Raw genomic sequence first — 12503 nt, forward strand, 5'->3', positions numbered from 1 at the left:
GAATTTCGGCCGAGCGTGCGGCAGTTCGCCGGCCGGACCGGCCCCACCCTCATCAGGTGTCAACTGCGCCCGCCAGTCGCAAAGTTGTTCGACTTGATCCGCATGGACTCCCCGAGGAGGGGCAGGCGTCGCACGTGCCCCACTCCTGCCCACCTGCCTCTGCAGGCACCCGATCGACGAGGAACGACGACCTGATGAGAAGACCCGGCCTGCGTGCCGCCGTCGGTGTACTGGTCCTGCTCTTGCTGCCGCTGTTCGGCACGAGCGCCCCTGCCGCGGCCAAGCCACTGACCAGCCCGACGTCCACCGCGCTTCCGATCTCGTACCACGCCGACATGGCCGTGGACGCCGTGCATCGCAGGCTGTACATCGCCGACATCGTCACGAGTTCCATACTGGTGACGGACTTCGACGGCACACTCGTCAAGACCCTCAAGAACAAGCCGGGCGCGGCGGATCTCGTGCTGTCGCCCGACTCACGCACCCTGTACGTGGCGCTCCGCGGCGGTGACGCGATCGCCGCGATCGACACCGGCACCTACCGGGAGAAGGCCCGCTACGCCACCGGAGCCGGGAGCGCCCCGATGCGCCTGGCCCTCTCGGGCGACACCCTGTGGTTCAGCTACGGAGCCGACTGGGACAGCAACATCGGCTCCCTCCGCCTGAGCGGTACGCGTCCGACCGTCCGGCTCGGTCTGGTGCCCTCGGGCACCTGGGCGGGCCCACCCATGTTGCTGTCCTCACCGTCCGCGCCCGGAGTGGTGATCGCCGGCGAGCAGTACGTGACATCGTCGACCGTGACGGTCTACGACGTCAGCACGGGCAAGCCCGTCGTCCGCACTACCCAGGACAACCCCGGCGGGATCGGCACCATCAACGACCTCGCCTTCTCCCCCGACGCCGCCACTCTCTTCATCGTCGGGGGCTATCCGTACACACACCTGGCGTTCCGGCCGAGCGACCTCACCGTGACGCACACGTATCCCACGACCTTCTATCCGAACGCGGCCGCCGTGTCCGTCACGGGTGAGATCGCCGCGGGTATCGACAACTCCTACGGCCAGGACATCTACCTCTTCCAGCCCGGTGCCGACACACCGTCCCGGGTCATCGACCTGGAGCCCGGCACCGGCCGGGGCCTGCGTCCGCACGGCCTGATCTGGTCCCCGGACGGCACCCGGCTGTTCGCCCTGACCGGCGAGTCCGGCGCGAACCTGGCCCTGCACGTGATCCCCGCGTAGCGGCTCGCACCTGCTCGGATTCAGCCCTGGCAGATCGACGGGGCACGACGTGACCGGCGCTGCCCACGCAGCGGCGGTCACGTCAGCACGAGCCGCCGGGGACTGCCACCCGGCGGCCGTGGGAAATCACATGTCGGTGGCGTCCACGACCGTGCCGAGGTCGACGAACTTGAAGCCGGTCGCCGTGCGCGTGCCGCCCTCACCGTCGGGCACCTCGGGTGTGTCCCGGCCGTCCTGGACCACGAGCAGGCCGCGCGGATAGCGGTCGCCCAGAGGGGCGTTGAGGACGGCCGCTCCGTCGCACTCCTCCACGCTGTCGAGGGTCGACGAGGCCGCGCCGATCCGGAAGCCGCCCTCGTACTCGTTGTCCTCGCTCACCTCGCGGTCGTACAGGGCGAAGGTGTTGTCGCCCTGACTGGAGGCAAGCAAGTAGCCGTCTCCGTCGCGCTCCTGATAGAGCGTCAGTCCCTCGACGTCGGCCGAGAGATGGCTGCCGCCGTAGCCGGGGTCCGCGCCCGGCGAGCACTCCTCGCTCTCCTCGTCGTAGGTCCCCGGAACGCCGTACTCCTTGACCTTGTCCACCAGGACCGGCTTTCCGGTGAGGTCGGCGCGCAGCCGCCAGATGCCCACGTCCTCCTGACCGGCGTAGAGCGTGCCGGTGGCCGGGTCGACGACCATGCCCTCGACCTGCGGAAGTTCGCCGGGCTCCAGGCAGGGGGTCCAGGAGGTGCCGTTCGGCAGGCGGAAGGAGGACGGCAGGTCGAGGGTGCGCACCGGGCGGTAGCCGATGGTCCCGCCGGTGGCGGGGACGAGTTCGAGCAGGGCGAGCCGGGTGCGTTCGCGGCGGCTGACCAGGGCGTACGAGCGTCCCGTGGTCGCGTCCTTCCAGGTGGTCAGGCCGTATGCGGTGCGCTGGTCGTTGATCTCGGCCTGGTCGGCGGAGAAGACGGGCGCGGCGGCCGGGTCGGTGACGTCGGTGAGCGGGCCGCCGGGGCGGGTGGGGTCGATGCGGTAGATCCGCAGACGGTCGTTGCCCCGGTCACTCACCACGGCGATGTCGGCGCGTCCGGTCGAGGTGCGCAGTCCGGAGACGACGTCGACGTTGTTGAAGCGGCCCGGGGCGTCGTCCTCGGCGGGCGGCTTCGGGGCGGGCAGCGACTGCACGAGGCGGGCGTCCAAGTCGTAGACGCGCAGCCCGCCTTCCTTCGCCGTGGCCACGACGAGGCTGCGTCCGGGGTGTGCGGCATCGCGCCAGATCGCCGGGTCGTCGGCGTCGGAGTTTCCGCCGGCCTCGTCGTCGTGGAGCGGGGCGGTCTCGCTTCGCGCGGTCACCGTGGGCAGGTCCGCCGCCGAGACCGGGGACACGGCGAGCAGGGTGGCCAGCGCGGCGAGGGCCGCCGCTCTTCGTGCGCTGCGATACGTCGTTGTCACAGGGCGCTTCCTTACCGTCGAGGGTGCGAAGGACATGCAGATCCTGCGGGCGGAAGTTTGCGCACAGAAGGCCGTCAACTGTCCATCAGCCACGGGGAGTACGGCAGTACGTCAGCGGAAGTTGGCCGGAAGGCCACCCGCCCCAACCCGGTGGAGCGGCAGGGGCGCGGCGGGGATGGATCTTCAGGGGTGCCGTACGTCCTCCACCGTCTGCTCCTCCTGCACGGACACCGCGCCGATCGCCGACGCGCCCGCACCGGCCAGGACCGCGACGGCCGCCGCCGCTGTGACCAGGGCGAGCCGCAGAGGCGATCGGCGTACCGGGACGGTCGGTTGAGGGGCCGGTGCGGGTACGGGCCCCATCACGAGTTCCCGGCGGACGGCCACCCATGGCCGGACGGCCTCGGCGCCGAGGCCGCACGCGACGACGAAGGCGACGAGAACGGTTTCGCGGGGCAGGCGATCGCGCCGCAGCATCGTCGCAGCGGTCGAGTACGGCAGCACCTCCCCCGCCGCGGCCGCCGCGCGCTCCAACTCCCGGTAACTGAGGCCCGACCAGGCCTTGAGGCGGCGCAACTCGGCCATGAACGCGGCCTCCCCGGCGGTGGGGTTCGGCTCGGGCGGTGGCGTCACAGGGGCGTCCCTCCGGTTCGGTGTGCGTCGCTGACCTGCGTGTTCAAGAACTCGCACAACCTCGCACAGCTCCCGTGTTGAAGGGGCTCGCACGGGGCGGTCAGCCTCGGCCTCACATCTGTCGTCGTTGTGTGGGAGGCCTACGTGGCGCGCCTCGGTTCCCTCGTGCTGTTGCTCGTGCTCGTCCTCGTCGGGTGCTCGGACGTCCCTCCCGTGACCGGAGGTGAGAAGGAGCCGGTGGTCTCGGCGCGGCCGGACCCGGTCGACCCGGCCGTCGACCGCTACCTCGACGAGGCACTTCCCAAGGGGCCTGGCATCACCGTCGTCACGGCCCGAGGGGGCGAGCTCACGCACTGCGCGGGACGCGGACTGTCCGACCAGGCGGCGAGGACGCCCGCGGCCTGCGACACGGTGTACGACGTCATGTCGATCACGAAGCAGTTCACGGCCGCGGCGATCCTGAAGCTGGAGATGGACGGCCGGCTCCGGGTCGGCGACCCGATCGGCAGGTACCTCGGGCGCGTCCCCGAGGACAAGAGGTCCCTCACCCTGCATCAGCTCCTCACCCACACCTCCGGCCTGCCCCAGTCGCTCGGCGACGACTACGAGCCGCTGTCCCGCGCGGAGTTGCTGGCCCAGGCGATGAGGGTCCCGCTACGGCCGGGCGCCGGCAAGGAGTTCCACTACTCCAACCTCGGCTACAGCCTGCTCGCCGTGATCGTCGAGAAGGTCTCCGGGCAGAGCTACGAGCGCTTTCTCGCCCAGCACCTGTTCCGGCCCGCCGGGATGACCCGTACCGGCTATGTGCTGCCCGACTGGAAGCGGGCGCAGGTCGCCGTCGAGTACGACGAGGACGGGCGCGCACAGGGGCGGCCGATGGACCACCCGTGGGCTCCCGACGGACCGTACTGGAATCTGCGCGGCAACGGCGGGATGCTCTCCACCGCCCGCGACATGTTCCACTGGCACCGCGCCCTCACCGGCGGGACCGTCCTGTCCGACGCCGCGCAGCGCAAGTTGTTCGCGCCGCATGTGCGGATACCCGAACTGGACGGTGCCTACGGCTACGGCTGGGTCGTCGTGGGCGCAGGGGACGACCGGTTCGTCTGGCACGACGGCGGCAACGACTGGTCGCTGGCGACGCTCGCGCGGTTCCGCCGCGACGCGACCCTGGTGTTCTGGGCGAGCAATCACGCCTCCCGGAAAGGGAAGTGGAACCTCGAGGACGATCATGTGGAGCTGACCCGGCGCATCGCGGAACGCGTGCGGCGTACCCCCGCCTGACGCGGCCGGCTCGGTGGCCGGCAGGTCAGGCCTCCTCGACGGTCGCGGTGACCGGTGTGCCGATCTCGACGGTGCGGCTGACCGTGCAGAGCCGGTCGTGGGAGGTCTTGACCGCCCTGGGGAGGATGGCTCGCGCGCGCTCCGCGCCCTCGCCGTCCGGGAAGGTGACGGAGAAGACGAGCGCGAGGTCGGTCAGCCGGTTGCCGAGGTCGTCCTCGATTTTGTGGCCGGTCACCGCGATGGAGAAGGTCGAGGGCTCCGCGTGTCGGCTCGTCGCGATGTCGACGTCGACCGCGGTGCAGCCGCCGAGTGCGGCGAGCAGCAGTTCCACGGGGGTGAAGGCGGTGTCCCCGCCGGTGCCGAAGCTGATCGTGCCGCCGCGCGCGTTCGTCGCGGTGAAGTGGCCGGTGGCGGTTCGCTCGACGGTGACGGAGCGCAGGGACTCATCTGTCATGGCGCAGACACTAACGCCGCACCACCCGCGCCGCACGGCCGAAACGGCCCTTGAGTCTGTCCTGATGTGATACCTAGAGCTAGAATGCATCGCAGTTCTAGGTATAGGGGCGATAGATGAAGGTCACCAAAGACCTCGTCGCCGCGTCGGCGACACCGATGGTGCTGGGCATCCTGGCCGAGGGCGAGAGCTACGGCTACGCCATCCTCAGGCGGATCAACCAACTGTCCGGCGGTGAGCTGGACTGGACCGAGGGCCTGCTCTACCCGCTGCTGCACCGGCTGGAGCGGCTCGGGCACGTGGAGTCGAGCTGGCAGTCGGTGACCGGCGAGCGCCGGCGCAAGTACTACCGCGTCACCGACAGCGGTCTGGCCGAGCTCGCCGAGCAGCGCCGCCAGTGGGACACCGTCGTGGACGCACTCAGAAAGGTCTGGCTCGGTCCGGGCGATCTGCGGACGTGGGCGGCGAATCCGCTGGAGGGCCCGGCATGAGCCCCACGGACGAACAGCAGGGTCTGGAGACGCAGTTCGCGCAGTGGCGTTCCTATGTGCGGCACCGCCCGGAGCTACGGCAGTCCGACGCCGAGGAGTTGGAGGACCATCTGCGGGACTCGGTCGACGAGCTCCTCGGGGTCGGTCTGCGCGCCGACGAGGCCTTCCTGGTCGCCGTCAAACGCATGGGCGGACTGGACGAGCTGTCCCGGGAGTTCGCCCGCGAGCACTCCGAACGGCTGTGGAAGCAACTGGTGCTCAGCGCCGACACCGACGGCCCGGAGACGGGCACCGCCCGCGGACGGCGGCACGACCTCCTCCCCGTCGCCCTCTGCGCGGCGGGCGCCGCCGTGTCGATCAAGGTGCCCGCGCTGTTCGGCCTCGACCTCGAGCACGACGCCGCGTTCTACGCACGCAACCTCGCCCTGTTCGCCCTGCCCTGGCTGGCCGCCCTCCTGGCCTGGCGTCGACGCGCCGCACCGCCGGTCGTCGGCGCGCTGGTGGCCCTGTTCGCGCTCGGTGCCGTGGCGGCCAACGTGTACCCCCTCGCCGAGGATTCCCAGTCGATCGTCCTGACCGGCATCCATCTGCCCATCGCCCTGTGGTTCGTGGTCGGCCTCGCCTATGTGGCCGACGAGGTGCGCGCCGCCCGACGGCGTATGGACTTCGTCCGCTTCACCGGTGAGTGGGTCGTCTACATGGCGCTCATCGGCATCGGCGGCGGCCTCCTGATCCCGTTCGTGTTCGGGATCTTCAAGGCCATCGGGATCGTGCCGGAGGCCTTCGTCGTGCACTGGCTGCTGCCCTGCGGCGGGGTGGCCGCGGTCGTGGTGGCAGGCTGGCTCGTGGAGGCCAAGCAGAGCGTCGTCGAGAACATGGCGCCGGTACTGGCACGGCTGTTCACGCCCCTCATCGCCGCGGTACTGCTGGCCTTCCTCGTCACCGTCGGCTGGACCAGCGCCGGCATCGACCTGGAACGCGAGGCGCTGATCCTCTTCGACGTCCTCCTGGCCGTGGTCCTGGGACTGCTGCTCTACTCGATCTCCGCCCGCGATCCGCTCGCGCCGCCGAGCGTCTTCGACAAGCTGCAACTCGTCCTGGTCGTATGCGCCCTGGCCATCGACGTCCTGGTGCTGGTGGAGATCACCGGGCGCATCAGCGAGTACGGCACCACGCCCAACAAGGCGGCGGCACTGGGCGAGAACGTCATCCTGCTGGCCAACCTCGCCTGGTCCGCACGGCTGTTGCTGGACTTCGTCCGCCGACGCACGCCGTTCGCGCGGCTCGAACAGTGGCAGACCGGCTATCTGCCGGTGTACGCCGCCTGGGCCTGGATCGTGGCCCTGGTCTTTCCCCCGCTGTTCGACTACCTCTGAGCCCGCCCTCCGGAGAGTCGTGAGGCACCGAGGTGCCGCGGGTGTCCGCGCGTTCGACCAACGGTGGTCGTCGGTCGAACGCGCGGACGCCCGTATCGCGACCCGCTCAGCGGTGTCAGTGGGCGGGTCGGCCGAACCAGCGGGCGAGGTGGTCGTTCAGGTCCCGCTGGTCCTCGCCGACCCAGGCGACATGCCCGTCGGGCCGGAGCAGGACGCACGGCGCGTCGAGTGCTGCCGTGGGATCCGCGAGGTGATCGACGCGGTCCGCCCAGCCGCCGACGCTCAGGCGTTCGGTGCGGTCCAGCAGCAGGCCGCGCCCGCCGTGCAGCAGATCGTAGAGGCGGCCCTGTTTCACCTCGAGGTCGGGCAGGCGGCGGCCGAGCAGGTCGGGGCCCTCACCGAGGTCGTAGCGGATGGCGGTCGCGGTGATCTTCTCGGTGAGACGGCGGTTCACCTCGTCGAGGTCCATCAGCTCGCTGAGCAGCCGGCGCACGGCCTGCGGGCCCGGTTCCGGGGACAGCAGTGCCATCTGGGCGCGGGTGTTGTCCAGTACGTCCGCGGCGACGGGCCGGCGTTCGCCCTGGTAGGTGTCCAGAAGGGCTTCCGGAGCCCAGCCACGGACCTGCGCGGCCAGCTTCCAGCCGAGGTTGAACGCGTCCTGGACGCCCAGGTTCAGGCCCTGGCCGCCGATGGGCGGGTGGATGTGCGCCGCGTCGCCCGCCAGCAGCACCCTCCCGACCCGGTAGTGCTCGGCCAGCCGGGTGGCGTCCCCGAAACGGGACAGCCAGCGCGGGGAGTGGACCCCGAAATCGGTTCCGGCGACGGCGTACAACTGCTGCTTGAACTCCTCGATCGTGGGCGGCTCCTTGCGATCGCTGACCCCCGCCGTCGGGACCACGACGCTGTAGACCCCTTCGCCGAAGGGCCTCAGCCAGAAGCGCTTGTGGGTCTCCTGGATCTCGGCCACCTTGGCGGCGATCTCCTGCTGCGGCACGCCCACTTCCATCTCGCCCATCAGCGTCTCGGTCTGCGAGGGCACGCCGGGGAAGGCGACGCCGAGCGCCTTGCGGACCGTGCTGCGCGCGCCGTCGCAGCCGACGAGATAGCGCGCACGCAGCCGTTGTCCGTCGGCCAGCCCGACGGTCACCCCCTCGTCGTCCTGCTCGACCTCGGTCACCGCGCAGCCTCGCCGCACCTGGGCGCCGAGGTGGACCGCGTGCTCTTCGAGCAGGCGCACGACGACCGGCTGCGGGATGCCCAGCAGATAGGCATGGGCGGAATCCAGGCCCGGGGGCACGGGCTTGGTGATGGCGGCGAAGAATCCGGCGGCCGGACGCTGCCGTGCGTGGGCGCGGATTCGGTCCAGCAGCCCGCGCATCGCCATCAACTCGATGCTGCGGATGTGCAGAGCGACGATCCGGACGAAGGAGGCGGGTTCGGTCTCCTTCTCCACCACGAGTACCCGCACGCCGTGCAGCCGTAGTTCGGCGGCCAGCACCGCGCCGGTCGGCCCGCAGCCGGCGATGATCACGTCGAACACCGCGGTGTCGTCCGACAGCGGCTCGGTGGTGAACTGCGAAGAGTCCATGAGGTGTTGCCTTTCGGGAGTGCCTTGTGGGTGAGGCGCTCCCGGCGACACCTACGTCAGTCGCCCGACCGCGACGGAAAGGGGGAGCACCCACATCGATACAGCGTTCATGGGTCTCACCTCCTCGGGCGGTGTCTCGGTCCCGTGCAAGCTACAAGCCCGAGCCGCACCCCGTCCATCCGTTTTCCCCGAACCCAAGGGTGCACGTCGGGGCGTGCGCTGTGAGCGCACGCCCCTTGAATGTCCCGAGCGCTCGTAGGCGAGTCGGCAACTTCGCTGTTGTCGCTGTGCAGGGTCCCTACTGTTGTGGCAGCCGTGAGGGGGAAGAACAGGCGTCGCTCCCAGACGACCTGGCGTGGCATCGGCACGGCATCGCCCATCAGTCATCTCATCGCTCATCAGCCATCTCTTCAGTCATCAGTCATCTCATCGCTCGAGTGCCGGCACGGCCGCTCGGCCGTGCGTCGGCGGCCGACGGCGGACGACCGGTCCCCGGCCCGGAGAGCACGGACATTCGGGGGGCCGACATGGATCTCACCAAGAAGACGGACAACGACAAGGGAGAACGGCGTCGTCGGCTCCGCTGGGGTGTCATCCCCCGCTGGGTGGAGGTCCTGGCGGTCTGCCTGGCCACCGTCGCGGCCGGGTTCTTCGGCGGCAGGGTCACGGTGGTGCAGTCCGACGCCCCCACGCCGAGCGCCACCGTCACGGCGACGATCACCGCGACACCCGAAACCGTCGTGGACCCCAAGAACGAGAAGGACGAGACGGAGCCGCCGAGCGACGATCCGACGACGCCCGACCCGAGCTCACCCGAGAACGCCTCCAAGGTCTACCTGGCGGACCTCGAACCCGTGGAGGGGGACCGGAGCGTCCAGCCCATCACCGTCCACGGGGAGCACTACGCCAAGAGCATCACGCTCACCTGCAGCAGCAGCGGCACCAGCGTCGTCTACAGCACCAGCGGATACACCCGACTCCAGGCGCACGCCGCCATCGTGGCCGACTCTCCCAACGCGATCGGCTCGGTGGGGACGATCAAGGTCACCGACGCGGCCGGAAGCCAGATCGGCGAGGACGCCACCATCAAGTCCAGCAAGGTCACCGAGCTATCGGTCGACGTCACCGACCAGGACCAGGTCGAGATCGCCTGCGTGATGACGAAGTCGGGCGACGAGGACGGCTGGTACTTCTACGGCGGTCTGGGTGATGCCACGCTGTCCTGAACAGCCGAAGGAGGCAGATCCCATGAGGCCCAAGACGCCCGGAGCGGACGTCGTGATCTTCACCGCCCTCGGCAAGGAGTCGGCCGCGGTGCTGGACCACCTCGAAGGACCGCTCACCGAACACGAGGTCCGCGGCGCCCTGTTCGAACTCGGCACGTTCACCGGCGACCACGCCACGTGGCGGGTGGCCTGCCATGAAACGGGAGAGGGAAGCGCCGCCGCGGCAGCCCTGGTCGAACGGGCCGTGGCGGAGTTCGAGCCCCACCACATCTTCTTCGTGGGCATCGCCGGAGGCCTCAAGGACGTGAAGCTGTGCGACGTCGTCGCGGCCCGGCACATCTACGACTACGAACGGGGCAAGGACGAGGAGGAGGGTTTCCAGGCCCGTTTCACCACCCACCTGTCGACCTTCGCCCTCGTCCAGCGCGCCCAGTCGGTCGCCCGCGCGGAGACCTGGCGCGACCGCATCAGGGCCCCCCTGCCCGACCGCACCCCGCGGGCCTACGTCAAACCCCTCGCCGCCGGTTCGAAGGTGGTCGCCAGTGAGCGCTCCGCGACCGCCCGGCTGCTCGCCCGCCACTGCGGGGACGCGCTCGCGGTGGAGATGGAGGGACACGGCTTCCTTCAGGCCGCGTACGTCAACGCGGGCGTCGGTGCGCTGGTCGTCCGCGGGATCTCCGACCTGCTGTCCGACAAGGGCGAGGACAACGACGACGTCTGGCAGCCCGCCGCCTCCCGGTGCGCCGCGGCCTTCACCTTCGAGGTGCTGTCCAAGCTGTCCGCTCCCCCGGGCCGCCGGCAGGGACTGGGCGGCTCGGTGGGCGAGTTACGTCGGACGCGGCACACCGGCGGTCAGGCGACCATCGGTTTCGGGCCGGAGCACACGGCGGTCGTCATCGGCGGGGACGGCTCGATCGAGCGGTGGGATCTGAAGTCGGGCGAGGCGGTGCCCGGCGCCCCGGGCGGAGCCGAGCTGCGCCTGGGCCACCAGGCCATCGCCTCCCCGTCCCGCCACAGCGTCGCCATCGCCCGCCCGTCGAGCCTGGAACTCGTCCACTTCGAGGGCATGACCGGGGAACACCGACGGCGTTCCGTACCCCTGGGCCGCGACGAGTTCCTGGTCACCAGCGGCGGCACCGTTCTGGCGACCCATGACGGCCACCGCCTGGCCGTACGGGACTTCGGCGACGGCCGGGTCCTGCGCGAAGTGCCCTGTGCCCGGGGCCTCGCGGCATCCGCGATGAGCGCCGACGGCGGTGTCGTCGCCCTGGCCACCTCGAACAAGGTCCACGTCCACCGGCTCGGCGCCGATCCCGTCCCCCTCGACATCCGCAACCGGCTGGAGATCCTCAAACCGGGCTGTGCGCTGAGCGTCGCACCGTCCGGGAAGTACGTCGCGTGCGCCACCTTCCGTGAACTGCGGGTCTGGCGGACGGCCGATCGTTCCATCGTCCTGCACCGGCAGTTCAGCAGAAGCGAGAGCGTCGACGCCCTGGGGGCTCAGGGCATGCGCCTGATCTGCACCGACGAGGGGAAGGTGCTGTGGCTTCGGCGGGGCCTGCTGTCCGAGGTGACCCACCGTCCCGAGATCCGCCATCTCGAACAGGCAGGCCGCTACCAGGACTTCGCCCTTCATCCCGACGGCAACCTGCTGGCGGCCGTCAGCGGCACCGGCCTCGTACGGACCTGGGAGTGGAACGGCTGAACGCGATCAGGGATCAGAGGTCAGACGTCAGAGGTCATCAGAGGTCCGACGTCAAGGGGAAGCCTCTTCCCCAATTTCCGGGTGGGCAAAACCCGGAACGGGCGGGTGCTAAACGGGTGTTCGGACGTAAGTTGTGCCATGGATGATCCACACTTCGGCTGAGAGACTGACGCGACCCATGACTGACCCTGTGACGACGCCCGAACCAGCGGAGCACCAGAAGATCGACACGTCGGTGCCGCACTCCGCCCGCATCTGGAACTACTGGCTCGGCGGCAAGGACAACTACCCCGTCGACGAGGGGGCCGGTGACGCGTACACCGCCGTCTTCCCCGGCATCGTCACCATCGCCCGCAGCAGCCGCGCCTTCCTGCGCCGCAACATCACGTATCTGGTGTCCGAGGCGGGGATCCGGCAGTTCCTCGACGTCGGAACCGGTCTTCCGACGGCCCAGAACACCCATGAGGTCGCCCAGCAGATCGCCCCCGAGGCCCGGATCGTCTACGTCGACAACGACCCCATGGTCCTGGCCCACGCCCGCGCCCTGCTCTACTCCACCCGCGAGGGCGCGACCGCCTACATCGACGCCGATGTCACGGACCCGGACCGCATCCTCGCCGCCGCCGCGAAGACGCTGGACTTCCAGAAGCCCACCGCGCTCATCCTCAGCAACATCCTCGGGCATGTCGCCGACCACGAGCAGGCCCGCTCCATCGTCACCCGGCTCATGGCGGCGCTCCCGTCGGGGAGTTACCTCTCCGTCAACGACGGCTCCCGCGGCATCGACCCGGTCTTCGAGGAGGCGCAAGACGCCTACAACAACAGCGGCGCGGTGCCGTACAACCTGCGTACCGTCGACGAGATCACCGCGTACTTCGACGGTCTGGAGCTGGTCGAGCCGGGCGTGGTCCCGGTGACCCAGTGGCGTCCGGAGCCCGGTTCGGAGGCTCCGAAGGTCATCGCCGAGCACGGCGGTCTGGCCCGCAAGCCGTAGGCGGCGGCCGACTCGTCCCAGCAGGACGCATCCGAGCGGGCCCCGATCGGTTCCGGGGGCCCGCTCGGCGCCTATCGCTG

General features: G+C 70.1%; 11 protein-coding genes. 7 read left to right on the forward strand and 4 right to left on the reverse strand.

The genetic code is table 11. The features are described from left to right. Positions 1 to 194: 194 nt before the first annotated feature. Positions 195 to 1241 (forward strand): YncE family protein, encoded by a 1047-nt coding sequence (locus ACH41F_RS06060; RefSeq protein ID WP_398833348.1) that lies wholly within the window; start codon positions 195 to 197, stop codon positions 1239 to 1241. Between the two features lie 126 nt (positions 1242 to 1367). Here the strand turns inward: ACH41F_RS06060 and ACH41F_RS06065 are convergent, their stop codons facing one another. Then, positions 1368 to 2672: a phytase gene (locus tag ACH41F_RS06065; protein WP_398833350.1), complete on the reverse strand. Its 1305-nt coding sequence runs from the start codon at positions 2670 to 2672 to the stop codon at positions 1368 to 1370. A gap of 183 nt (positions 2673 to 2855) precedes the next feature. Beyond that, a complete protein-coding gene (locus ACH41F_RS06070) occupies positions 2856 to 3305 on the reverse strand; it encodes a hypothetical protein (RefSeq protein WP_398833353.1) in 450 nt (149 codons plus the stop codon). A 144-nt stretch (positions 3306 to 3449) separates the two neighbouring features. Between ACH41F_RS06070 and ACH41F_RS06075 the strand changes: the two genes are divergently transcribed. Beyond that, positions 3450 to 4589, forward strand: a complete 1140-nt coding sequence (locus ACH41F_RS06075; RefSeq protein WP_398833355.1) for a serine hydrolase domain-containing protein — start codon at positions 3450 to 3452, stop codon at positions 4587 to 4589. Positions 4590 to 4614: 25 nt separating this feature from the next. On the opposite strand, the gene ACH41F_RS06080 is transcribed toward ACH41F_RS06075, so the two are convergent. Continuing rightward, on the reverse strand, positions 4615 to 5043 hold the full coding sequence (locus ACH41F_RS06080; protein ID WP_391232143.1) for an OsmC family protein: 429 nt from the start codon (positions 5041 to 5043) through the stop codon (positions 4615 to 4617). Between the two features lie 116 nt (positions 5044 to 5159). Here ACH41F_RS06080 and ACH41F_RS06085 point away from each other — a divergent pair, with 116 nt between their 5' ends. Both ACH41F_RS06085 and ACH41F_RS06090 read left to right on the forward strand, forming a co-directional pair. Further along, on the forward strand, positions 5160 to 5534 hold the full coding sequence (locus ACH41F_RS06085) for a helix-turn-helix transcriptional regulator (protein WP_391232142.1): 375 nt from the start codon (positions 5160 to 5162) through the stop codon (positions 5532 to 5534). Continuing rightward, positions 5531 to 6910 carry a permease prefix domain 1-containing protein gene (locus tag ACH41F_RS06090; RefSeq protein WP_398833359.1) on the forward strand — a complete coding sequence of 460 codons (1380 nt, stop codon included), beginning with the start codon at positions 5531 to 5533 and terminating at the stop codon, positions 6908 to 6910. The genes ACH41F_RS06085 and ACH41F_RS06090 overlap by 4 nt, the downstream gene beginning before the upstream one ends. A 115-nt stretch (positions 6911 to 7025) precedes the next feature. Here the strand turns inward: ACH41F_RS06090 and rox are convergent, their stop codons facing one another. After that, the gene (gene rox, locus ACH41F_RS06095) at positions 7026 to 8498 is read right to left on the reverse strand and encodes a rifampin monooxygenase (RefSeq protein WP_398833362.1); all 1473 of its coding nucleotides are present in this window, start codon (positions 8496 to 8498) and stop codon (positions 7026 to 7028) included. A gap of 527 nt (positions 8499 to 9025) precedes the next feature. Here rox and ACH41F_RS06100 point away from each other — a divergent pair. From ACH41F_RS06100 to ACH41F_RS06110, 3 genes are all read left to right on the forward strand, one after another. Continuing rightward, positions 9026 to 9724 carry an NPCBM/NEW2 domain-containing protein gene (locus ACH41F_RS06100; RefSeq protein WP_398833364.1) on the forward strand — a complete coding sequence of 233 codons (699 nt, stop codon included), beginning with the start codon at positions 9026 to 9028 and terminating at the stop codon, positions 9722 to 9724. Between the two features lie 22 nt (positions 9725 to 9746). Beyond that, on the forward strand, positions 9747 to 11429 hold the full coding sequence (locus ACH41F_RS06105) for a hypothetical protein (protein ID WP_398833367.1): 1683 nt from the start codon (positions 9747 to 9749) through the stop codon (positions 11427 to 11429). Between the two features lie 178 nt (positions 11430 to 11607). Next, a complete protein-coding gene (locus ACH41F_RS06110) occupies positions 11608 to 12423 on the forward strand; it encodes an SAM-dependent methyltransferase (protein WP_391232137.1) in 816 nt (271 codons plus the stop codon). Positions 12424 to 12503 lie beyond the last annotated feature (80 nt).

Origin of the sequence: Streptomyces sp. NPDC020489 (assembly GCF_044386545.1) — a bacterium.
GTDB lineage: Bacteria > Actinomycetota > Actinomycetes > Streptomycetales > Streptomycetaceae > Streptomyces.